This window comes from Saccharothrix carnea, assembly GCF_003014735.1.
Classification (GTDB): domain Bacteria; phylum Actinomycetota; class Actinomycetes; order Mycobacteriales; family Pseudonocardiaceae; genus Actinosynnema; species Actinosynnema carneum.
This window is the reverse complement of sequence record NZ_PYAX01000011.1, coordinates 50,225-73,035: the sequence shown is the minus strand read 5'-3', so window position 1 is coordinate 73,035 and position 22,811 is coordinate 50,225. Positions and strand designations below refer to the sequence as shown.

Sequence of the window (22,811 nt, the reverse complement as noted above, 5' to 3'; positions counted from 1 at the left end):
CGTGCAGAATCCCGGGCACGCGCATCACCGCCCGCGGCCTCAACCGGGCCACGCTCCACCGGCAGCTGCTCCTGCGCCGTGAGGCACTCGACGTCACCGACGCGGTACGCCGGGTGGTAGCCCTCCAGGCACAGCAACCCCGCCTCGCCGTACCTGGCGCTGTGGAACAGGATCGCCGACTTCGACCCGGTCGCCCTCGACGCGGCGTTCGCCGACCGCTCGCTGGTGAAGGCGACGTTGCTGCGGATCACCCTGCACGTGGTGCACGCCGACGACTACCCGGCCCTGCACACGGCGATGCGGCCGACGTTGCGCGGTGCCAGGCTGCTGGGTTTCCTGGCGGACCGGGAGCCAACGGTCTACCGCCGTTACGACCGCTGGTGGGCCGACCTGCCCGCGGCCGAGGTCCGGGTGCTGCCGGGAGGGTGAGCGTCAACCCGCCCAGGCCGCGAGACCCGAGCGGGACGGTGCGGCGCCGGGGAAGGCGGCCGACAGCGTCCGCGCGTACCGGCGTGCCTCGGGCGTGGTGAGGTCCGGCGGTACCAGCCACGGCGCCAGGTGGTGCCGCGCACCGGAAGGCGGGGTTCCGCCCAGGACCAGGACTTCCGACGTCCCGGGCGTGACGGCGTAACCGCGCCGGGCGGCTTCCTCCCGCACGACCTCCGCCGCCTCGGCCGCGCGCCGCGAGTCGTCGGTCAGGACGGTGAACGGCCCGCCGATCGCCGCCACTTGTCCGCGCAGCGCCTCGGCGTCGGCGTCGGTCAGCGCGGGCCACGGCAGGTCGCCGCGCTTGCCGGTCAGCTTCGCCGCCAACACCGCCGACGCGTAGTCCGGACCCTCGGGCCCGCGGACGTCCGGCCCGGTCCACGCCACCTTGCCGGGGTCCACCGGGACGGTGGTCCGCGTGCCCGCCCGGTCCAGCCACAGCTCACCGCGGCCTTCGGGCAGCCACACCAACGCCCACCGGCCGGTGGTGCCGTCCCGCGGCAGGGCGGGCACGAGGGCGTTCGGCGCGTTGCCCACCGACAGCGGGGTGTCGGTGGTGTGCACGATGTTCCAGCCGGGCATGTGCGGCACCACGAGCACGTCCACCGGGCTCGGCCCGAGCGCCACCCGGGTCAGCAGCGGGTCGCCGGTGGCCGGGGTGGTGAGCTGCCCGGCGATCGTCACCTGGCCGAGGCCCGCCAACAAGGTCACGCCCAGCGCCGCCCCGACGACGCGCACCATCGCGGTCGGCGGGCACAGCGCGAGCCAGGACACGCCGACGAACGCCGCCATCAACGTGATGTAGGCGAACGACGACGGCGGCCCGGAGAACCACGCGCCGGCGGCCGCCGTCACCAGGACGGCAGCCGCCACCACGAGCTTGCCGAGCACCGGCCGGGCACCGCGCAGCGCGGGTGGCACGGCCAGCAGGCCGATCAACGCCACCGCGGCGAGCGACGGCATCCACGTCGCCTCCGCGATGAGCAGCACCACGACGCCACCGATGCCGGCGAACCCCGTGACCACCCGCCGGGTCAGCAGACCCGACGCCGCGGGCACGAACGGCCGGACCAGTGCCCAACCCGCGACCACGGTCACCGCGCCGAGCAGGATCAACCGGAGGAGCGTGAAGCCGAGCGGCAGGCCGACGGCGCCGTGGTTGTGCACGGGATCAGGCGGACGCGCCGGCCGGGACCGCGCAGGTGCAGTGCATCTCCGAGCGCTCCTCGGGCGTCGGCCGCATGTGCAGCACCATCGCGATGACCATCGGGATGAACACCACGGTGTTGTAGAACAGGTGCAGCTCGACCCGCGGGATGATCAGCTGGATGATGCTGGTCGGCGCGGGCTTGCCGAGCAGGTTCGTCGAAGCGGACGCCTGGATGATCAGCAGCAGGTGCTCGATGTGGTGCCAGAACTGCAGCCCGAGCGCGACCGTCCACCACGTCTTCGACCGGCCGACGAACCCCTTGCGCAGCGCGAAGAGGAACACGAGCATGATCAGTGCGTAGCCGTAGTGCATGACCTCGGACGAGACCAGCCACGGGAACCAGAGGCCCAGCGCGCCCTTGGCCTGGGGCACCGGCCAGCCCAGGGCGTAGATCTGCACGGCCTGGGTGATGTGCTCGGCCCAGTGTGCCAGGACGATCAACGTGAACGCGTAAAGGGCGGGCTTGTGCCGTCTCGTGTTGAGCGGACCGCCCACCGCGTGGGTGTGGGCATGGGTGTCGACCACAGTTTCCTCCTGCTGGCCTTGATCGGCTCGAATTTCCCCCGTGACCAGCGACCTTATCGGGTTCGCGGCGCGCCAAGAACGCCTCCGTGCGGACTGCGCAATAGTGGAGAAGTTCACCGGTCCGCGCGTCGGTACGGTGGTCGCCCCCCAGGGGCGTGCGGGAACCCGCACGGTCGAACGTATAGCGTTCCTATGCTCCTTTCCTCTTCACGATTGCGGTCACGCTCGGTGAGGGCGGAAACAGCAGAGCAACCTGGAAGAAGCACGGGTTACCCCTGGTGTGCTACGCAGGCCGGGGCGGTACCGATTGCCGGCAGCCGTCTGAATCGTGGTGACGAGGAATGGCCGCGATTCCACGCGGGATGGCTTTTCGCATTCGTGAGGAATGGTCACGGCGATGCGCGAGCCGGTGGGGAGGTCACGGCCGGGTCACCGGCGCGGGGAAGGGGCGGCGTGGGGCGGGGTGGTGTCGAGGGCCCCGGTGGACCGCTGCGGGCCCGTGGCCGCCGTCGTACCCCCATCCGGTCGTCACGATCGGCCGTCCAGGCAGCAAAGGTATGAAAAGAGAACTCAGTGGTTGCTTTTTAGGACCAAGCCTCGGTAGGTTGAGGTCACGACGTCGTCTGCGGACCGAGATCCGGGGGGTGCCGGTGACCGCGAACTGCCAGCCAGTGTCGCCGCGCGCAGCCGCGGTGGCACGGCTCCGTGTCGATTCCGCGTTCCAGCTCTACTGCGGGACCCCCAGCCCGCAGGAGTGGAACGCGTCGGCGGCCTGCACGTCCTTCCCGGACTGAGCGACCGCCTACCGCGCGGATGGGTCTGGTACCGGCCCATCCGCGCGGCCCCTCGGGGAGCTCGCAGCCGTACCGCCCGAGTCCACAAGGGGCGGTCGGTCGGCAGGGCCGTCCCGAACTCCTGAGGGCCGCCGGGTGCCGATGTCACCCGAAAGGCGCATCAATAGCCGGTGTAAATGACCGAATTCCTGTTCCGCGTTACCAGGAATAGCGGCGAGGAACGTTCACCGGACCATTCGGGCGGTGACCGCGCGCTCACGGGACGTGCTCGTTAACCGCGTCTGCGATCCTTGCGCGGGCTGTTGCGTCCCTGGTAGCTTGCGAAACTCTAAGTGACCGAGGGGGTTTCACCGGGGGTTTCGGCGCGGCGCCGGGTCAGTTCATCGCCGCTCGACGGGTCGTCCGCGTGCCGGGCGACGAGTTCCCGCGTTCATTCAGTGCGTCTGCGAATGGGGGTCGTAGTGGAGGGCGTAATAGAAAGAGCCGTGGGCCGTGTCATCGACTTCATGCACCAGAATCTGGGCGAGCAGTTCACGATAGACGACATGGCCCGGACCGCGATGTACAGCAAGTTCCACTTCTCCCGCGCTTTCCAGCGGGTCACCGGTGTCTCGCCGGGCCGATTCCTGGCCGCGATCCGGCTGCAGGAGGCCAAACGGCTGCTCGTGTGCACCTCCCTGGCTGTCACCGACATCAGCCATCGGGTGGGTTACACGAGCGTGGGCACGTTCAGCTCGAGGTTCCGCAGCAACGTCGGTGTCTCGCCGACGACCTACCGCCGACTGGGCGGGTTGACTCCGCCGATCCCCCTGACCCGGCGCAGTTCCGAACCGCACACGTCCACCGTGCAAGGGGAGATCCACGCACCGCCGGGGAGTGCGCCGGGAATCATCTTCCTCGGCCTGTTCCCGGAACGGATCCCGCAGGGCAAACCCGTCCGCTGCACCATGCTCCACCGGCCGGGGCCGTACGTCATCACCAACGTCCCCGCCGGCACCTGGCACCTGCTCGCGCACTGCGTGGCACTGGGGCGGGAGTTGGCGCTCGGGGAGGCGCCGTACGGGCAGGACCAGGCGCTCAACGTGGCGTCGTGCGGCCCGGTGTCGGTACGGGCGGGTGCCCGGGTCACGGAGGTAGACCTGAGCCTGCGCCCGATCGGCACGCTGGATCCGCCGGTGCTGCTCGCACTGCCTTACATCCGCACCGTCGCCTTGGACGCCGGCGCCGCGAGCTGACCGCCGGCACCTCGGAGGGCCCGCCGTCCCGACCGGACGACGGGCCCTCCGCCTGCGCGAACGGCACACCGGGCGCGCGAACGGCACACCGGGCGCGCGAACGGTCCAGTACCTCTTCGGCACCCCGTACCCGCCTGCCACCGCGTCGACCGCCCGGATCGCGCGGGTGAGGACCCCGGATCGCGCGGAACGGGGCCGGATGGCGGAGTGCGGCACGTGCGGTCGACCACGGCGCCGGGTCGGGCATCATGTGGTTTGGTGCGGAGCACGGGCGCGGCGGCAACCCGGGACGCGAGGTCGGGCCCCGCGGCATTCCGACGATGACGAGGAGCACGGGTCCGATGCTGGGAACGAGCTGGGCGCGGGTGACGGACGACATCGCGTACCGCACCGTCCGGGAGAACGTCAAGGCACTGCTGGCCGACCCGAGGGCCGCCGTCGACGCTCGGGTCCCGGCCTGTCCGGAGTGGACGGTCCGGGACCTGGTGGCGCACCTGGTCGACAACACGGTGAGCGCGTTCCGCTGGGCGTCCGCAGAACCGCCGGAGGTGCCGGCCGCCGACGCGTCGGCCGAGCGGTTGCTCGACACGTGGCTCCGGCTGGGCGAAGGCGTGGACGTGCACCTGCGCGCCCACGACGGTGAGCGCGGCCCCTCGCTGCTGGTGATGGACGCGTTCACGCACGAGATCGACCTGCGTTACGCGATCGGCGCACCGGTGCCCACCGAGCACGTGGCCTACCGGCGTGCGCTCGGCCTGCTGACCGGCGGGTTCGGCGAGTCGGTGCGCCGACACGGCCTGCCGTCCGTCCGCGTGGTGTCCGATGGCGCGGACTGGGTGTGCGGTCCGGGTGAGCCCGCCGTGACCCTCACCGCCTCCCGGCACGACCTCCACCGCACGCTCACCGGGCGCCGCAGCCACGAGCAGATCACCGCGCTGGACTGGAACGGCGACCCGGGCCGGTGGCTGCCCGCGTTCACGTGGGGTCCGTTCGCCCCGCCCGCCGAGCCGGGTGACGTGCTCAGCGCCGGGTAGCGACCGCCTCCGCCGGTTCCGGGTCGACCTCGACCTCGCGCCGCCTGCGCCTCTTCGACGCCGCCATCGACGCCGTCACCGCCCGCTGCTCGTCACCGGCACCGACGAGCAGGCTGCTGAGCATCCCGTCGTAGCAGCGGTCGGCGTTGGCCGGGTCGATCAGGTAGCCGCCGAGTTCGAGGTTGACCACGCCGTGCGTCGCGATCCACATCTCGTGCGCGATCGGCCGCGGGTCGCCCTGGCGGAACCGGCCCGCCTCGATGCAGCGGGTGGCGCAGTCGATGACGGTGAGCAGCGTGTACCGGCCGTACTGGCGGTCCTCCTCGGTGAGCGAGAACCCGGCCAGCGACTGGCCGCCGAACATCACCGCGTACAGGTGCGAGTTCGCCTTGGCGTTCTGCCGGTAGGCGTAGCCGAGCACGGCCATGTCCGCCACCGGGTCGTCGGTCCGGCGCACCTTGGCGAACTGGCGCTCCAGCCTCGCGAAGCCTTCGTGGACCATCTCCCGGACCAGGCCGCTCATGCTGCCGAAGTGCGTGTAGACCGCCATGGTCGACGTGCCCGCCTCGGCGGCGATCTTCCTCGTCGACAGCGCCTCGGCGCCGTGCTCGGCCAGGAGCTTCGCCGCGATGTCGACGAGTGCGGCGCGCGTTTCGGGATCCAGCTTGCGTGGACTCACCTTGACAGTGTTGCACAACGCCGTTATCGTAGCGTAACAACGTTATGCGAAGGGTCGGCAATCGTGTGACACGAACGCTCCGATCGGGTGTGTCGGCTACCCGGTCGGGCCGGTGGTCACATTCGAACCTGCCCTGGGAACGGCCGGGTCGCGGGGCCTGTCCGCGACCGACTGCTCCGCGGTCGACCCGCCGCAGAGGTGACGCGCCGCCGTTGGGCCCGGCCCGGTCCGACCGTTCGGGGTGCCGAAAAGGATGTCCGTCCGGGTCTCACGAGTGGAGGTCGCGGCGCGGTGCGGAAGCGGGACGTGATGGGGCGAGGCAGTGGTCTGGGGGAGTTGCACTGCCTCGCCCGTGGTGGAGGGACCGACTCGGCTCGCCGCCTCTTCCACCACCGCGGGCGCCACCGCGGAGTCGGCCTGGGGTGCCGATCCGGGGTGGGCTCGGGGAACGTGGTCGCCCGGCCGGCCGGGCGGAAGATCGACGCCGGGGGCTCGGAGGCGCCGACGACCGCTCGCGCGCGTGTGTGCGCTCTTTCCGCCTTCCCGGCCCTTCGTGCCTGGAGCTCGTCGCCGGGCTGCACCGCGCGCCTGGATGTAAGGGAACCATCCCTAGCGTCGTGGCCAACGCTATGGCAGGTGGATCAGTCGGGCAAGTGGCGCGTTCGCGGGGTACCTCTTGCCGCGAATGGGGGAATTCGTCGAGAAGCTGTCGCACGCCGCACCTGGTAGTCGGCGTCGTGGCGCCGATCGGCCGCTCTGGTGCGCGGGGTGTGGTCGATCCCGGCGAACTGCGGGAACCCGACGTGGTCGGGGTGGAACGGGTCGGCTGGAATTCCGCGGGATCGGCCGGGCCGGTCGTGGCCGCTGAATTCCAATTCACTATCATGGGTGAGTGGTCGGCTCGGGTCCGGTCGCGACGGACGTGCGGCTCGCACGGCCCGACAGGTGGAGGCGCAGACGGGGTCGCGTGAGCGACACGGCGCCGGTTACCTGGTCGGAGGTCGGCGACACCGCCCTGTCCGGCGCCCGTGATCGTGCTCGACCAGGCCGGGAAACGACCCCCCGGGACGGTCGGATCGTGCTGCCCGGCCTCGTTCGGGGCGCCCAGGCGGCCGGTCGGACCCGTCACTGTGCGTGATCGTAGCTGGACAACTCGACGATCGGATGCCGTAGCGCTACGCCGCGCGGTGGTACGCGTTGCCCGCAGCGGCCGATGGCCGTCTCACAAATTGCGGTAACGGTTCCCGGGTAATTACCAGCGGCACGCCGTCCTGCTAGCGTCCTTCGCGATGCGGAGTTGTGGGGCTCCGCACAAAGGCCATCTGGGGTGGTGGAGATCGGCAGCGAGTAACAACCGCCGTATTCACGAAAAGCGTGTGTGCAGGTTCGTGCCACGCTGTTGTGGCTTTCACTTGGGCTTCGACCAGTCGGTTCCTCTGTTGTCCGACTGTGGCGGGGCCGTGTTCGCGATTCATTCTATCGCACTTCCCTCCGAAAGGTGCCGACCGTGCATGACGCTGTTCAGCGTGCCATCGTGATGATGCGCACGAATTACTACGAGCCACTCACGCTGCGCGATGTCGCGGGCGTCGCGCTGGTCAGTCCCTTCCATTTCTCTCGGGTGTTCCACGCCGCCGTTGGCGTGCCGCCGGGCCGGTACCTGGCGGCAATCCGATTATTCGAGGCTAAACGGTTGCTGCTGACCACCTGGATGAATGTCTCGGACATCGTGTCCGTCATCGGGTACAGCAGCGTCGGAACGTTCACCACCAGGTTCACCCGTGCGGTCGGCCTCTCGCCGACCCAATACCGCAACCCCGAGGTCAGCGGTCTGCTCGCGGCCGTCGCGCTGCCCGACTTCGACAACCCGCTGGAGACCAGCTCGCTCGGGGTCGACGCTATGCCGATGCCCCGGTTCGGCGGCAGCGGCGCGGTGGTCGGCGCGTTGGAGGTGCCGGCGCGAGAGGACCCGTGCGAGGTCACCGTGGGTCTGATCGACGACCTGATCCCGCGCGGCACGCCGGTGTCGAGCGCGCTCGTCGGCGACCCGCGCGATCCCGAGCTGGTCGTCGACGCCACGGCCACCCGGTGTGTCGTGGTCGCGCGGCGGAGCGGGCAGGCGTGTTCCGACCCGGGGTTCGCCGGGGGAGTGGGCCACGCGATCGCGGTCGGCGCGGGACAGGACCTGAGGGTCGGCGTCCGGATCCGCGATCGGGCGCAGGCACCGGTGGTGGTCGGCGCGGTTCGCCGGCAGGCGCTGTTCCGGCCGGTGGCCGCACCGCAAGCGTGAAGTAGACCGGCCGACACCGGCGGCGCATTCTCGGACGAACGGCCGCTGGTGGACGGGAGATCGCGTCGGGAGGTCGCCAGACCGTTCGCCGGTTGTTTCACCGAGGGGCACGCCGGATGCGGCCGTGGCACTTCGTCCACCCGACGTCGAGCCGTTGTCCTGGGGACTGCCGGTCCGGTTTCACCGATTTCCCGGCGGCGGTGCGGCGGTGGGGGCGTCGAGGCGGGGTACGACCGCCGGCCACCACGCGTCGGGGGTCGCCGCCACGGGAGCCGGGGGTGCTCGCCGTGACCGCTTCGGCAAGTGGAATGGAGGGACTGTTGTGCAGAGCGCGGTAGAGCGTGCGATCGACACGATGTGGAGCCGTTACCACGAGCCGCTTTCACTGGCCGACATGGCGGACACCGCGATATTGAGCAAGTTCTACTTCTCCCGGGTCTTCCGGACCTTGACCGGCACCTCGCCAGGTCGATTCCTCACCGCGATCCGGCTCACCAAGGCCAAGCAGCTGCTGCTGGAGACGTCGTTGAGCGTCACCGAGATCTCGTACATGGTGGGCTACAACAGCCTCGGCACGTTCACCAGCCGCTTCACCCGCAGCGTCGGCATGCCTCCCGCCCGGTACCGCGCGCTGTCCCACGGCGGCATCCTGGCGCCGTCGTCGTTCCCCGGTGCCGCGTGCGCCACCCAGGCCGGTTCGGTGGCGGGGTGGGTCGAGGTGCCGGAGACCGGGACGTCCGTGCGGGTGTACGTCGGTGCGTTCAAGGACCCGATCGCCCAAGGGGTTCCGGTCGCGTGCGCCATCCGTGAGGGCGCAGGACCCTATCGGCTGGAGACGGTGCCGGAGGGTCGGTTCTACCTCCGTGCCGCCGTGGTCGCGGTCGACGACCTCGACCCGAACCCGTCGAAGCGGCGGCCGTTGTTCGTCGGCGCCGAGGCGTCCTCCGTGCGGGCGGGCCGCACCGCGGAGGCGCACATCGAGACCAGGCCGGCGTCGCCGCTGGACCTGCCGATCCTGCTCGCGCTGCCCGAGTTGGACGCGCGGACCGCGCCCGACGTCCGGCTGGCCGTGCCGTCACCTCGTTAGCCGGTACTCCGCTCCTCGTGCGCGGGCAGCGCCGGTCGATGTCGACCGGGGCTGCCGGGGAAGTGCGCGGGCGAAGCCGGTGCCCTTCAGTCCTGTGTGGACCGCGCTGCGGGCGGGAGGGCGTCTTCCGCGCGGAACCTCATCCAGCTGCCCACGCGACGGGCGGCGGCCAGGCTCGACCACGACGTCAGGTCGACCAGCGACCGGTCGTCCGGTTGCCCCGCGCGGAAGCGGTCCAGGACGGGCTGGTCGATCTGGTACGACGCCAGTGCCGTGAGCAGTGCCAGCCGCCCGGCGTGCCGCTGGTCCGCGGGCAGCACGGCGATCGCGTCCTCCACCCACGCCCGGCTCACGCCCACCGGCCTGCCGTCCCACCGGGCCAAGTGCTCCAGCACCAGCGCGCGCACCTCGTCGGCGACCGAACGGCGACCGGCCGCCTCGATGGCCGCCGCGCCACGCGCGTACGCACCGGCGATCGCGTCGTTGCCCTCCGCCCACTTCAGGTCCTCGGGCAGCGGTGCGTCGGGCAGCAGGTCGAGCGAGGCACCCGGACGCGGCCCCTGCCGCTCGGCCGACTTGATCAGCCACACCAGCACCCGGCGCACGACGGGCATCGCGGCGGCCGGCGCACCCGGCGGCAACGGCAGCTCGCCCAGGAAGATGTTCACCATCCGGTTCAGGTACTGGAGCAACACCGCCGTGCCGACCATCTCCGGCGCCTCACCGACTCCGAACGGCACGAGGTGCCCGGCCGCTCCGTCCGGGGTCGCGTTCGCGGTCGCCCACTCGGCGGCGGCACGTGCCGCGGGCTCCGGGATCGAGCCGTCGCGGTAACCCACCAGGTCGATCAGCATCGACGAGTGCATCGAGACGCAGAACGGGCAGTTGTTGGACTCCGACACGGCGGTGGCGACCGCTTCCTTCCGCTCACGCGGCACCGCGCCGGGCACGAGCAGGGTCTCGCGCAGCACCAGCCAGCTCGCCGCCAGCACGTCGGGTGAGGACGCGTGCAGCGCGATCGGCGGCGCGAGCACGCCGAAGTCGCGTTCCAGTTCCCGGTACACCCGGGCCACGTCCGGGTCGGCCGCGCCGTAGCGCACCGCGCGCACCTGTCGCACCTGTGAGGTGGACAGGCCGCGCAGACCGGCCCGCAGCAGTTTCGCTCGCATCGGAATCGGCTCCTCCGCCGGCGCGTCGTGGATCGGGGTGAACCGGCCTCGTCATGCATTACAGCGTTACATGTCGGATTTCCTCTTCTCGCATGTTGCTGTTCGCGTTCACCGGGAGAGGAGTCCGATGTGGACACACGGCACGACGCCGGGACACCCGCGGGTCGCGGTGGTCCCGACGTCGTGGAATCGCGGCTCAGAGGCCCAATGCCTCCGAGGCCAGCTTCGTGCCCTCGACGCGGGCGGCGATCTTGGCGAACGCCGTGTCACGAGAGGTGGAGGTGTCGTCGGCGAACGGGGCGAACCCGCAGTCGTCGCAGGTGCCCAACCGGTCGACGGGGATGAACCGGGCCGCTTCCAGCACCCGGTCGCGCACCTCCTCGGGCGTCTCGACCCGGGGGTCGATCGGATCGGTCACGCCGACGAACACCCGTGCGTCGGCGGGCAGGTGCTCGGCGATGATCCCGAGCACCCGGCCGGGGTCGGACTCGCTCGCCAACTGCACGTAGAACCGGCCGGCCTTGAGCCGGAACAACTCCGGCAGCAGGTCGGCGTAGTCGACGTCGGCGCTGTGCGTGGAGTCCTGGTCGCCACCGGGGCACGTGTGCACGCCGATCCTGGCCCGCTCCTCGGCGGAGAACCGGCCCAGCACCTCGTTGTTGAGCGCCACGAAGTCGCGCAGCAGCCCGCCGGACGGGTCGAGCTTGAGCGACAGCCGGCCTTCGGTGAAGTCCAGCTGCACCGCGGCCGCGCCCTCGTCCAGGCAGGCGCGGATGTCGGCCTCGGCCTCGTCGGCGAGGTCGGCGAGGAACTGGTCGCGCGGGTAGCCCTCGATGCCGTCCGCCGGGTAGAGCAGGCTCAACGCCGAGGGCGCGATCACCGCCTGCTTCACCGGCTGCGACGTGAGCCGCTGCGCGGCGCGCAGCTGGTCCACGGCACGCGCGGTGTAGCGGAACGGCCCGCTGGTCAGCACGGGCAGCTGACGCGTGTGGCCGTCCGCGAACGGCACCACCGGCCCGCCCGGCGCGAGATCGGGGATGCCCGCCACCGGGTAGGTCAGGAAGCTCGGTTTGTCCTGCTCGCCGTCCGTGATCACCGGCGAACCGGTGGCCTCGAACCGGCTGACCGTGTCCGCCAACGCCTTCTCGGTCAGCACGCGCAGCGCGGCCTCGTCGATGCGGCCCTGCGCGAAGTCCTCGAAGCCCCGCAGGAGTTCGGTGGGACGTGGGACGCTGCCGATCGGCTCGGTCTGGATACCCATGGTCGTTGTCGTTCCTCTCGCCGCGATCAGGCCCACGGAGCCGTCGGGTACCACGGGATGATCTCCCGCCGGGCCAGCAGCCTGATGTCCCAGTACATGAAGGTGAAAACGCCGGCGACGATCAGCGCGACGGCCGTGACGGTGGCGATCCTGCTCGGTTTGGCGGAGAGCCACCGCTGCAACCTGCCGCCGGTGAAGTACGCCAGTGCGAGGAACAGTAGGGCCATGATGACGATGTTGCCGACCGACTGAAGGGTGAACGCGGCTGCGCCGTACAGGGGGTTGCGGCTCTCCGCCGCGTCACGGAACATCTGCCGGAATAACCCGAACGGGCGACCGATCAGGAACCCGCCGATCAACACGCCCATGAACACCATCGGCGCGTTGGGGAAGCGCTGGGCGATCTTGCGGAACGGGTCGCGCACCAGGCCGAGCGCGGCGAGCCCCAGGTAGACCATGACCAGCCCGATGATGCCGAACACGATCAACGACTGGATGCTGCGGCTGCTCAGCGTGCCCGGCGTGTTCGCCGCGGTGGAGAACTGCGGCATCCGCGTGCCGATGATGCCGACCAGCACGCCGTAGAGCGCGGACACCGGGATCATGCCGACCGACAACCACCCGATCGGCTTCAGCGCGGCGACCAACCTCGCCCAGCGCGACCCGGTGGCGCCCAGCATGGGCGCGACGGCGCCGAACGCGGCGATGTTGCACGCGGTGAACGTGCCCGCGATGCCGCTGACGAACGCGAACGCGATGCCCGCCGCGATGCCCTGGATCGGCGTCTCCTTGGCGTCGTGGCCCAGCAGGGTGTTGGCCACGTTGTCGCCGATGACCGAGTCGACGAAGTGCGCCGACCACACCACGGTCAGCAGGAAGCCCGCGATCGAGCTGAGCAGGACGATGAGCCCCCGCCTGCGCGGGAAGTGGCCGTTGACGAACGACGACGTGCCCACGACCGCTGTGGGTGACTCCACCTGGTGGAGCTGGTTGGTTCCGGTGCGCGCCATGTGATCCCTCTCCGGAGCGATGCGGGCCGGCCGACGGGGAGCCGCTGCCGGTGACCGTGGTGGTGGCCCGCAAAGCATCCCAGTGTTATGGATAGATTCCTTCTTCCGGTGTGCGCACATGCTGGGCCGATCGGCCCTTGTCGCCGGCGATCGGGTGTGTGGTCGGGCGGAGTCCGCAGGTCGGCGGTCGGCGAAGGGTGGAGCGCGGCGGTCCGGGCGGTGGCACGACGTGCCCCGCCGTGGCCCGGGAATTCGAATCACGCTGTTATGGAAAAAGCGCAGGTCAGCAGGGCAAAATCGGAGAAGCAACGTCGTCGGGTGGTCGTGCAGTATTTACGTTGCACACATTTTTCCCAGTGTCGCGCCTTTGTATTTTTGTGGTGCGGCCGCTTTTTCGGACCATCCAGCCCCCGATGTCCTCAAAGACGGTGAAAGCATGAGCAGTGAGCGGATCGCAATCGTCGGCATCGGCCTGCGCTACCCCGATGCCGGTTCCACCGGGGAACTGTGGGAGAACGTCCTGGCCGGTCGTCGGGCCTTCCGCAGGCTGCCCGACGAGCGGATGAACCAGGCGGACTACTACGACCCCAACCCCGAAGCGCCGGACCGCTTCTACGCCAAGATGGCGGCGGTGCTGCGCGACTTCGAGTTCGACCGGGTTCGCTACCGCGTGGCCGGCAGCACGTTCCGCTCCACGGACATGACGCACTGGTTGGCACTCGACGTGACCTCCCAGGCGCTGGCCGACGCGGGATTCCCGGACGCCGAGGGCCTGCCCAAGCAGAGCACCGGCGTGGTGCTGGGCAACAGCCTCACCGGTGAGTTCTCCCGCGCGAACGTGATGCGGCTGCGCTGGCCCTACGTGCGGCGCACGGTCGCCGCGGCGCTGACGGCCAAGGGCTGGCCCGAGGAGGAGGTCGCGGGCTTCCTGCGCGAGCTCGAGGTGGACTACAAGGCCCCGTTCCCGGAGATCGACGAGGACACCCTGGCAGGCGGTCTGGCCAACACCATCGCGGGCCGCATCTGCAACTACTTCGACCTGCGCGGCGGCGGCTACACCGTCGACGGCGCGTGCTCGTCGTCGCTGCTGTCGGTCGCCACGGCCGCCAAGTCGCTCGTCGAGGGCGACATGGACGTGGCCATCGCGGGCGGCGTCGACCTGTCCATCGACCCGTTCGAGGTCATCGGCTTCGCCAAGACCGGCGCGCTGGCCAAGGACGTGATGAAGGTCTACGACAAGAACTCCAACGGTTTCTGGCCGGGCGAGGGCGCGGGTTCCCTGGTGCTGATGCGCGAAGAGGACGCGTTGGCCAAGGACATGCGCATCTACGCCACGATCGCGGGCTGGGGCGTCTCGTCGGACGGCAAGGGCGGCATCACCCGCCCCGAGGCCGACGGCCACCGCCTGGCCCTGCACCGCGCCTACGGCCGCGCCGGCTACGGCCTGGAGACCGTGTCCTACTTCGAGGGCCACGGCACCGGCACGGCACTGGGCGACGAGACCGAGATCGAGGCGCTGTCCTCGGCCCGCCGCGCCGCCGACCCGCAGGCCAGGCCCGCCGCGCTGAGCACCGTCAAGGGCAACTTCGGGCACACCAAGGCCGCGGCGGGCGTCGCCGGGCTGATCAAGGCGGCGCTCGCCGTGCACCACCAGGTCATCCCGCCGGGCACCGGGCACTTCGACCCGCACCCGAAGCTGGCCGCCGACAACGCCGTCATGTACGTGCCGTCCGAGGCCGAGCTGTGGCCGGAGGACCACCCGGTGCGCGCCGGCGTGTCGGCCATGGGCTTCGGCGGCATCAACACCCACATCGCGCTGGAGGCCGCGCCCGACGCGACCCGCCGCGAGCGCCTCGACGCCCGCACGAAGGCGCTGGTCGCCGGTCGCCAGGACGTCGAGGTGCTGCTGTTCGACGCGCCGGACCGCACGGCGCTGAAGGACCGCGTGGCCGAGGTGGCCGCGCTGCTGCCGAAGCTCGCGTTCGCGGAGCTGGGCGACCTGGCCTCGGCCCTGGCCGCACGGCTCACCGGCGAGTCGCTGCGCGGCGCGGTCGTGGCCCGCACACCCGAGGAAGCCGGGCGCAAGGTCGCGAAGCTGATGGTCGCGGTGAGCGAGGGCGGCACCCTGTTCGACCCGGCGGACGGCGTGTTCCTGGACGACCGGGCCGACGCGCCGCGGCTGGCGTTCCTGTTCCCGGGCCAGGGTTCCGGCCGGGGCGCGGTCGGCGCCATCCGCCGCCGCTTCCCCGTCGCGGAGGAGGTCTTCGGCGAGGCGAACCTGCCGGTCGACGGTGACCAGGTCGCCACGGAGGTCGCGCAGCCGCGCATCGTCGCCGGGTCGCTGGCCGCGCTGAAGGTGCTGCGGGAGCTGGGCATCGAGGCGCACACCGCGGTCGGGCACAGCCTCGGCGAGCTGACCGCCGTGCACTGGGGCGGCGCGCTCAACGCCAACCGGGTGCTGTCGCTGGCCGCCGAGCGCGGGCGCGTCATGGCGAGCGCGAGCCAGGGCGGCGGCGCGATGGCGGGCCTGGGCGCGACGCCCGAGCGGGCGCTGGAGCTGGCGGCCGGCGAGGACGTCGTGATCGCGGGCTACAACGGCCCGAAGCAGACCGTGCTGTCCGGCCCGGCCGAGGCCGTGGACCGGGTGGTCGCGGTGGCGCGGACCGAGGGCGTGCAGGCCACCCGCATCAACGTCTCCCACGCGTTCCACTCGCCGCTGGTGTCCCCGGCGGCCGACGCGATGGAGGAGCGGCTGGTCGACTTCGACTTCGGCAGGCTGATCCGCCCGGTGCACTCCACCGTCACCGGTGACGTGCTCGGCGCGGGCACCGACCTGCGCGCGCTGTTGCGCGACCAGATCACCCTCCCGGTCCGGTTCCACGAGGCCGTGGCCAAGGCCGCCGCCATCGCCGACCTGGTCGTCGAGGTCGGTCCCGGCCGCGTGCTCACCGGCCTGCTGGAGGAGATCGCGCCCGACAAGGCGGCGCTCTCGGTGGACACCGACAGCGGGTCGCTCACGTCGCTGCTGACCGTCGTCGCCGCCGCGCACGTGCTGGGCGCGCCGGTCCGCGCGGAAGCCCTGTTCAGCGACCGGGTCGCGCGCGACCTGCCGCTGGACGGCTCGATGACGTTCCTGGCCAGCCCGTGCGAGACGGCTCCGGCCCTCGACGCGGGCCTGCTCACCGCCGAGAGCGCCACGGCGCCCGCCAAGACGGCGTCGCAGCCCGCCGCGGGCTCCGATGGCGAGTCGACGCTGGAACTGCTGCGCCGGCTGGCCGCTCAGCGGGTCGAGCTGCCGCTGGAGGCCATCACCGCGGACACCCACCCGCTGGACGACCTGCACCTGAGCTCGATCACGGTCGGCCAGCTGGTCAACGAGGTCACCCGCAGCCTGGGCCGCCCGGCCCTGGAGGGCACGACCAACTTCGCCACCGTGCGGATGGGCGAGCTGGCCGAGCTGATCGACAACCTGGCCGACACCGCGCACGCCGACGAACGCGACAACGGCGAGGTGCCGGGTGTGGCGCCGTGGGTGCGGCCGTTCCTGGTCGAGCACGTCGAGCGCGAGCTGGTGGCGGCCAAGCCGGGACCGGTGGGCGAGTGGACCGTTCACGCACCCGAAGGCCACCCGCTGGCCGAGCCGCTGAAGGCCGGCCTGCCCGGTGACGGCGTGCTCCTGCTGCTGCCGCCGGAGGGCGGTGACGCGCACGTCGGTCTGTTCCTGGAGGCGGCGCGCGACGTGCTGGCGTCCGGTCGCAGGCTCGCGGTCGTGCAGCACAAGCTGGGCGCGTCGGGCCTGGCCCGCACGCTGCACCTGGAGGCGCCGCACATCCCGGTGACGCTGGTGGACCTGGCGGACGACACCGACGCGGTGCGCCGGGTGGCGGCCGAGGTCGCGGCCACGACCGGCTTCTCGCAGGTGCGGTACGACGCCGATGGCGTGCGGACCGTGCCGGTGCTGCGGGCGGTGTCCGGCCAGGCGGAAGGGACTCCGCTGGACTCCGGTGACGTGCTGCTGGTCACCGGCGGCGGCAAGGGCATCACGGCCGAGTGCGCCATCGCGATGGCGACCGACTCGGGCGCGTCCCTGGCGCTGATCGGCCGGGCCGACCCCGCCGCCGACCCCGAGCTGGCGGCCAACCTCGCCCGGATGACCGCGGCCGGCATCAAGCACCGCTACGAGCGGGCCGACGTGACCTCCGCCGAGCAGATCGCCGTCGCGGTGGCGAAGTTCCGCGCCGAGCTGGGCGAGGTGACCGCCGTGCTGCACGGCGCGGGCCGCAACGAGCCCAAGGCGCTGACCGGGCTGTCCGAGCAGGACTTCCACGCCACGCTGGCGCCGAAGATCACCGGCCTGAACGCGGTGCTCGACGCCGTGGACCCGGAGCGCATCAAGCTCCTGGTCACGTTCGGCAGCATCATCGGCCGGGCGGGCCTGCGCGGTGAGGCGCACTACTCCACCGCCAACGACTGGATGTCCGAGCTGACCGTCGACTTCGGCGTGAAGCACCCGCAGGCACGGGTGCTCGCCCTGGAGTGGTCGGTCTGGTCCGGCGCGGGCATGGGCGAGCGGCTGGGCGTGGTCGAGGCGCTGATGCGCGACGGCATCACGCCGATCTCCACCGACGCGGGCATCGCGGTGCTCCGCGAGGTGCTGGCCGACCCGACCGTGGGCCCCGTGCTGGTGGTCTCCGGCCGTGCCGCGGGCCTGCCGACGTTGGAGATGGCGAGCACCGAGCTGCCGCTGGCCCGGTTCGTGGACCGCGTCCTGGTCCACTACCCGGCGGTGGAGCTGGTCACCGAGGCCGACCTGTCCGACGGCAGCGACCCGTACCTGGGCGACCACCTCCTCGAAGGCGACCTGCTGTTCCCGGCCGTGATCGGCATGGAGGCGATGACCCAGGTGGCCAGTGCCCTGACCGGGCACGACGCGCCGCCGATGCTGGAGGGCGTCGAGTTCCTGCGGCCGGTGGTCGTGCGGCCGGGCGGCTCGCTGACGGTGCGGATCGCCGCGCTCGCCCGTGACGCCGAGACGGTGGACGTCGCCATCCGGGCCGAGGACACCGGGTTCTCCGCCGACCACTTCCGGGCCAGGCTGCGGTTCCCGCGGCCGGAGATCCCCGGTGACGTGGTCGACGGCGCGCCCGTGCTGCCGCTCGTGCCGGTCGACCCGGTCACCGAGCTGTACGGCAGCGTCCTGTTCCAGGGCAAGCGGTTCCAGCGGCTGCAGGGCTACCGGCGGGCGAGCGCGCGGCACGCGGTGGCCGAGGTCGCCACCACGTCCGTCGCCTCCTGGTTCGCCCCGTTCCTGCCGCAGGACCGGATGCTGGCCGATCCGGGCACGCGGGACGTGATGATGCACGCCATCCAGTGCTGCGTCCCCGACGCCACGCTGCTGCCGCAGAGCGTGGAGCGGCTCTACCTGGCCGCGCCGGTCGACCAGCTGGCCCAGTACGTGGTGCTGGACGCCCGCGAGCGGTCGCAGGACGGCGACAGCTACACCTACGACATCGACGTGCGCGACCCCGATGGCAGGCTCGTCGAGCGGTGGGAAGGGCTGGTGCTGCGGGCCGTGCGCAAGCGCGACGGCGCGGGACCGTGGACGCCGACCATGCTCGGCTCGTACCTGGAGCGCTCGCTGGAGCGGGTCCTGGGCGGCAGCCGCGCGGTCGTCGTGGAGCCCGACCCGACCGACGCGACCCCGGAACGCCGTGCGCAGACCGCGCTCGCGCTCGGCCGGGCGCTGGACCGGCCCGTCGAGGTGCGCTACCGGCCCGATGGCAAGCCCGAGGTCGACGGCGCCGAGGTGTCCGCGTCGCACAGCGCGGGCGTCACGTTCGCCGTGGCCGCGGCCGGCGGCACGATCGGCGTGGACGTCGAGGAAGCCGTGGCCCGGGCCGAAGAGGACTGGACCGCCCTGCTCGGCGACGACCTGATCGCCGTGCGCGACCTGCTCACCACCGAGGCCGGCGAGACGGCCGCCATCTCGGGCACGCGGGTCTGGAGTGCTCTGGAGTGCCTGCGCAAGACCGGTTCCACCACGCAGGCGCTGACGGTCGACCGGGTCCACCCGGACGGCTGGGCCGTGCTGTCGACCGGCGACGCCAAGGTCGCCACCTGGGTCACCACGATCGTCGACCGGTCCGAGCCGGTGGTGTTCGCGGTGCTCGTGGGCAAGGAGGACTGACGTGTCGAACTACTACGAGATCCGCCACACGGTCGGCTTCGAGGAGACCAACCTCGTCGGCAACGTGTACTACGTGAACTACCTGCGGTGGCAGGGCCGGTGCCGGGAGATGTTCCTCAAGGAGAACGCGCCGAGCGTGCTCCGGGACCTCCAGGACGACCTCAAGCTGTTCACCCTCAAGGTGGAGTGCGAGTTCTTCTCCGAGATCACGCTCTTCGACGAGCTGTCGGTGCGGATGCGGCTGGAGGAGCTGACCCAGACGCAGATCCAGTTCTCGTTCGACTACGTCAAGGTCACCGACGGCCAGGAACTCCTGGTCGCCAAGGGCAGGCAGCGGATCGCGTGCATGCGCGGCCCGAACACCAACACGGTGCCCTCGCGGGTGCCCGACGACCTGCGCAAGGCGCTCGCGCCCTACGCCGAGACCCCGGTGCTGGCCCGCGCCGGGCTGGGGGGATGACGGACATGTACGAGGCGGCACCCACGATGGAGGAGACCTCGCTGCGGGACGCCATGTCCCTGTTCGCGACCGGGGTCACGGTGTTGACGGTCGGTGGCGAGCACGCGCACGGCATGACGGCGAACGCGTTCACGTCGGTCTCGCTGGACCCGCCGCTGGTACTGTGCTGCATCTCCCGCTCGGCGGTGATGCACGAGGCGATCGGCAACACCAAGCGGTTCGGCGTGTCGATCATGGGCGCCGACCAGCGGGACACCGCCAAGTACTTCGCCGACAAGCGCCGCCCGCTCGGGCCGGAGCAGTTCGACGCGGTCGACTGGATGGAGGGACCGCACAGCGGCGCGCCGCTGCTGACCGGGTCGCTGGCCTGGCTGGAGTGCGAGCTGGTGCAGTTCTACGACGGTGGCGACCACACCATCTTCGTCGGCCAGGTCCTCAGCTGCAGCCGCGGCGGTGGTTCGGGGGCGCTGTTGTTCTACGGCAGCGCGTTCCACCGGGTCTGACGTCGAAGTCCGCACGCTTCGGGAGGGAGTGCACATGCTGGTGACCGTCACCGGAGGTACCGGTTTCGTCGGCTCGCACACGGTGGCGGAGCTCGTGCGCGCCGGCCACCGGGTCCGCCTGCTGGTCCGGGACGCGAGCGCGGTGGACGCCGCGACGCGACCGTTGGAGGTGCCACCCGACGCGCTGGACGTCGTCGTCGGGGACGTGACCGACGAGCGGTCGGTCGCCGAGGCGGTGCGCGGCGCGGACGCCGTGGTCCACGCCGCCTCGGTGTACTCCTTCGACCGGCGCAAGCGGCAGGAGATGCTGCGCACCAACGCACACGGCACGGAGGTGGTGCTCGGCGCCGCCCGCCGTGCCGGTGCGGGGCGCGTGGTCCACGTGTCGAGCATCGCGGCGCTGTTCGGGCCCGGTGTGCGGGTCATCCGCGAGAACTCGCCGGTCGGCACGACCCGGGAGCCGTACGCGGCGACCAAGGCCGCGTCGGAGGCCATCGCGCGGCGGCACCAGGAAGAGGGGGCGCCGGTGGTCGTGAGCTACCCACCGGCCCTCCTCGGGCCGCACGACCCGAAGCTCGGCGACCAGGTCGAGCGGCTGCGCAACACGTTGCGCGGGATCATGCCGCTGTGGCCCGCCGGCGGGCTGCAGATCGGCGACGTGCGGGACACGGCGGCGCTGCACGTGGCGCTGCTGTCCCAGGACGTGACCGGATCCGATCCTGTTGGCAGGCACTTCGGTCCAGGGCACTACCTGACCATGCGGGAGTACCTCGACGGGGTGCGGGAGGCCACCGGGCGAGCGTTGCCGGCGGCCTTCCTGCCACCGGCGATGATGACGCCGGTCGGGCGGTTCGTCGACCTGGTGCAGCCCGCCTGGCCGTGGCACATCCCCGCCGAGTACGGGGCGATCGCCACGGTCGGCGCGGCGGTCCGGGTCGACCCGGCCGCGAGCACGCTCGGCCACAAACCCCGTCCGTTCGCCGACACGGTCACCGACACCGTGCGGTGGCTCGCCGACACCGGTGCGGTGACCGATCGCCAGGCAGGACGCCGATGACCACGTCAGGGATCGACCGCGTCAACGGGCACCCGGACATCCGACCCGAGCTGCCACCGCGCACCATGGAACTCCTGCGCGAGCGCAACGACGACCTGCGCGACCGCGCGGTGGCCAACGCCGAGGCCGTGCGCCGCCAGCGCTCGCTCGGCAAGCGCACCGCCCGGGAACGCCTCGACCTGCTGCTGGACCCCGGTTCGTTCACCGAGATCGACCTGTACCGGCGGCACCAGGCGCACGGGTTGAAGGTGTCCGAGCACCGGCCGCACACCGACGGCGTGGTGGCCGGTTCGGGCACCATCGACGGGCGGCGCGTGTTCGTCTACGCGCAGGACTTCACCATCTTCGGCGGTTCGCTCGGCCAGGCGCACGCGGCGAAGATCCACAAGGTGATGGACATGGCCATCGACACCGGCTCGCCCATCATCGCGCTGAACGACAGCGGTGGCGCGCGCATCCAGGAAGGCGTGATGGCGCTGGACGGCTACGGCGGCATCTTCCGCCGCCAGGTCGAGGCGTCCGGCGTCATACCGCAGATCGCCGTGGTGCTCGGCCCGTCCGCTGGCGGCGCCGCCTACTCGCCCGCGTTGGCGGACTTCACGTTCATGGTCCGCGGCACGGCGCAGATGTACCTGACCGGTCCCGACGTCGTGCAGGCGGTGTCGGGGGAGAAGGTGACGCACGACGAGCTGGGCGGTGCGACGGTGCACGGCGAGCTGTCCGGCGTGGCGTCGTTCGTGCACGACGACGAGGAGTCGTGCCTGGAGGACGTCCGCTACCTGGTGTCCATGCTGCCGTCCAACAACCTGGAACCGCCGCCGGCGTACGTGCCGGTGGGCGCGGTGGACGACGTGCGGCCCGGGTTCGCCTCGATCGTGCCCGTGGAGCCGAACAAGCCCTACGACATGCGGGTGCTGATCGAGGAGTTGGTGGACGACGGGGAGTTCCTCGAAGTCCACGCGGGGTGGGCGCGCAACGTCGTGGTGGCGTTCGGGCGGATCGACGGCGCGGTCGTGGGCATGGTCGGCAACCAGCCGATGGTGTTCGCGGGCGTGCTGGACATCGAGGCGTCCCAGAAGGCCGCACGGTTCGTGCGGTTCTGCGACGCGTTCGGCATCCCTCTGGTGTCCCTTGTGGACGTTCCGGGCTTCCTGCCGGGGACGGCGCAGGAGCACGCGGGCGTGATCCGGCACGGGGCGAAGCTGCTCTACGCCTACTGCGAGGCCACCGTGCCGCGGATCCAGGTGATCGTGCGGAAGGCCTACGGCGGCGCGTACATCGTGATGGATTCGAGGTCGATCGGCACGGACCTGTCCCTGGCCTGGCCGACCAACGAGATCGCGGTGATGGGCGCGGAAGGCGCGGTGAACGTCATCTTCCGCAAAGAACTGGCCGCCGCCGCGGACCCCGACGCACTGCGCGCCGAACTGCTGGCCGAGTACTCCGAGCAACTGGTCCACCCGTACTACGCGGCCGAGCGGGGCCTGGTGGACGACGTCATCGACCCGTCCCACACCCGCTCCGCCGTCGCCCGCGGCCTGGCCATGCTCCGCGACAAACGCCGCCCCACCCCGGCCCGCAAGCACGGCAACGTGCCGCTGTAACGACCGTGCTGCCACAACGGCACCTCACCTCGCGGTGAGGTGCCGTTGTGCTCGGGTGGTCGGCTCAACCACACCGAGTGCACCCGCCTCACCCGCGCGTCACCACTGGTCACCTCGAACAGCGTCCGCGGGTTCTCGGCGCTCTGCGACTGCAAGCGGAAGTCGCCTTCCACCGAAGTGACGTCGGCGTGATCCTCGTGGGCCAGGCCATAGCCCGCGA

The 22,811-nt window shown here is 71.4% G+C and carries 15 protein-coding genes and 1 pseudogene; 10 read left to right on the top strand and 6 right to left on the bottom strand.

Annotated elements, in window-relative coordinates; all coding sequences use genetic code 11:
- Positions 1 to 150: 150 nt before the first annotated feature.
- Positions 151 to 429: pseudogene (locus B0I31_RS29130) on the top strand (DNA glycosylase AlkZ-like family protein); the annotation flags it as partial.
- 3 nt (positions 430 to 432) lie between these two features.
- Here the strand turns inward: B0I31_RS29130 and B0I31_RS29125 are convergent.
- Both B0I31_RS29125 and B0I31_RS29120 read right to left on the bottom strand, forming a co-directional pair.
- The gene (locus tag B0I31_RS29125; protein WP_106618594.1) at positions 433 to 1,653 is read right to left on the bottom strand and encodes a DUF6239 family natural product biosynthesis protein; all 1,221 of its coding nucleotides are present in this window, start codon (positions 1,651 to 1,653) and stop codon (positions 433 to 435) included.
- 4 nt (positions 1,654 to 1,657) lie between these two features.
- Positions 1,658 to 2,221 carry a hypothetical protein gene (locus B0I31_RS29120; protein ID WP_106618593.1) on the bottom strand — a complete coding sequence of 188 codons (564 nt, stop codon included), beginning with the start codon at positions 2,219 to 2,221 and terminating at the stop codon, positions 1,658 to 1,660.
- A gap of 1,300 nt (positions 2,222 to 3,521) precedes the next feature.
- Here B0I31_RS29120 and B0I31_RS29115 point away from each other — a divergent pair.
- Both B0I31_RS29115 and B0I31_RS29110 read left to right on the top strand, forming a co-directional pair.
- On the top strand, positions 3,522 to 4,250 hold the full coding sequence (locus tag B0I31_RS29115) for a helix-turn-helix transcriptional regulator (protein ID WP_219910847.1): 729 nt from the start codon (positions 3,522 to 3,524) through the stop codon (positions 4,248 to 4,250).
- Between the two features lie 341 nt (positions 4,251 to 4,591).
- Entirely contained in the window at positions 4,592 to 5,284 is a 693-nt protein-coding gene (locus B0I31_RS29110; protein WP_106618591.1) for a maleylpyruvate isomerase family mycothiol-dependent enzyme, read from the top strand.
- On the opposite strand, the gene B0I31_RS29105 is transcribed toward B0I31_RS29110, so the two are convergent.
- Positions 5,271 to 5,963: a TetR/AcrR family transcriptional regulator gene (locus B0I31_RS29105; protein WP_106618709.1), complete on the bottom strand. Its 693-nt coding sequence runs from the start codon at positions 5,961 to 5,963 to the stop codon at positions 5,271 to 5,273. The two genes, B0I31_RS29110 and B0I31_RS29105, sit on opposite strands and share 14 nt — an antisense overlap.
- A 1,507-nt stretch (positions 5,964 to 7,470) precedes the next feature.
- Between B0I31_RS29105 and B0I31_RS41285 the strand changes: the two genes are divergently transcribed.
- Both B0I31_RS41285 and B0I31_RS29095 read left to right on the top strand, forming a co-directional pair.
- The gene (locus B0I31_RS41285) at positions 7,471 to 8,253 is read left to right on the top strand and encodes a helix-turn-helix domain-containing protein (RefSeq protein ID WP_219910846.1); all 783 of its coding nucleotides are present in this window, start codon (positions 7,471 to 7,473) and stop codon (positions 8,251 to 8,253) included.
- 355 nt (positions 8,254 to 8,608) lie between these two features.
- Positions 8,609 to 9,340 (top strand): helix-turn-helix transcriptional regulator, encoded by a 732-nt coding sequence (locus tag B0I31_RS29095; RefSeq protein ID WP_245950527.1) that lies wholly within the window; start codon positions 8,609 to 8,611, stop codon positions 9,338 to 9,340.
- A gap of 86 nt (positions 9,341 to 9,426) precedes the next feature.
- Here the strand turns inward: B0I31_RS29095 and B0I31_RS29090 are convergent, their stop codons facing one another.
- The 3 genes from B0I31_RS29090 to B0I31_RS29080 form a co-directional block, all read right to left on the bottom strand.
- Positions 9,427 to 10,509: a carboxymuconolactone decarboxylase family protein gene (locus B0I31_RS29090; RefSeq protein ID WP_106618589.1), complete on the bottom strand. Its 1,083-nt coding sequence runs from the start codon at positions 10,507 to 10,509 to the stop codon at positions 9,427 to 9,429.
- A 196-nt stretch (positions 10,510 to 10,705) separates the two neighbouring features.
- Complete coding sequence (locus B0I31_RS29085; protein ID WP_106618588.1) at positions 10,706 to 11,770, bottom strand: cobalamin-independent methionine synthase II family protein; 1,065 nt, start codon at positions 11,768 to 11,770, stop codon at positions 10,706 to 10,708.
- A 26-nt stretch (positions 11,771 to 11,796) separates the two neighbouring features.
- A complete protein-coding gene (locus B0I31_RS29080; RefSeq protein ID WP_245950526.1) occupies positions 11,797 to 12,780 on the bottom strand; it encodes a hypothetical protein in 984 nt (327 codons plus the stop codon).
- A gap of 436 nt (positions 12,781 to 13,216) precedes the next feature.
- On the opposite strand from B0I31_RS29080, the gene B0I31_RS29075 reads away from it, so the two are divergent.
- From B0I31_RS29075 to B0I31_RS29055, 5 genes are read left to right on the top strand one after another with little or no spacing between them, the layout of a single operon-like run.
- Entirely contained in the window at positions 13,217 to 18,967 is a 5,751-nt protein-coding gene (locus B0I31_RS29075) for a type I polyketide synthase (protein WP_106618587.1), read from the top strand.
- Between the two features lies 1 nt (position 18,968).
- Positions 18,969 to 19,427 (top strand): acyl-CoA thioesterase, encoded by a 459-nt coding sequence (locus B0I31_RS29070; RefSeq protein ID WP_106618586.1) that lies wholly within the window; start codon positions 18,969 to 18,971, stop codon positions 19,425 to 19,427.
- On the top strand, positions 19,424 to 19,930 hold the full coding sequence (locus B0I31_RS29065) for a flavin reductase family protein (protein WP_106618585.1): 507 nt from the start codon (positions 19,424 to 19,426) through the stop codon (positions 19,928 to 19,930). Before B0I31_RS29070 ends, B0I31_RS29065 begins: the two co-directional genes overlap by 4 nt.
- A gap of 34 nt (positions 19,931 to 19,964) precedes the next feature.
- Entirely contained in the window at positions 19,965 to 20,987 is a 1,023-nt protein-coding gene (locus tag B0I31_RS29060; RefSeq protein WP_106618584.1) for an SDR family NAD(P)-dependent oxidoreductase, read from the top strand.
- Entirely contained in the window at positions 20,984 to 22,591 is a 1,608-nt protein-coding gene (locus B0I31_RS29055) for an acyl-CoA carboxylase subunit beta (protein ID WP_106618583.1), read from the top strand. Before B0I31_RS29060 ends, B0I31_RS29055 begins: the two co-directional genes overlap by 4 nt.
- The last annotated feature ends 220 nt before the right edge of the window (positions 22,592 to 22,811 follow it).

Coding starts and splice junctions, on each gene's coding strand:
- B0I31_RS29090 (WP_106618589.1), bottom strand. CDS start 10,509: ATGCGAGCGAAACTGCTGCGGGCCGGTCTGCGCGGCCTGTCCACCTCA.
- B0I31_RS29115 (WP_219910847.1), top strand. CDS start 3,522: ATGCACCAGAATCTGGGCGAGCAGTTCACGATAGACGACATGGCCCGG.
- B0I31_RS29110 (WP_106618591.1), top strand. CDS start 4,592: ATGCTGGGAACGAGCTGGGCGCGGGTGACGGACGACATCGCGTACCGC.
- B0I31_RS29095 (WP_245950527.1), top strand. CDS start 8,609: ATGTGGAGCCGTTACCACGAGCCGCTTTCACTGGCCGACATGGCGGAC.
- B0I31_RS29075 (WP_106618587.1), top strand. CDS start 13,217: ATGAGCAGTGAGCGGATCGCAATCGTCGGCATCGGCCTGCGCTACCCC.
- B0I31_RS29055 (WP_106618583.1), top strand. CDS start 20,984: ATGACCACGTCAGGGATCGACCGCGTCAACGGGCACCCGGACATCCGA.
- B0I31_RS29080 (WP_245950526.1), bottom strand. CDS start 12,780: ATGGCGCGCACCGGAACCAACCAGCTCCACCAGGTGGAGTCACCCACA.
- B0I31_RS29060 (WP_106618584.1), top strand. CDS start 19,965: ATGCTGGTGACCGTCACCGGAGGTACCGGTTTCGTCGGCTCGCACACG.
- B0I31_RS29065 (WP_106618585.1), top strand. CDS start 19,424: ATGACGGACATGTACGAGGCGGCACCCACGATGGAGGAGACCTCGCTG.
- B0I31_RS29085 (WP_106618588.1), bottom strand. CDS start 11,770: ATGGGTATCCAGACCGAGCCGATCGGCAGCGTCCCACGTCCCACCGAA.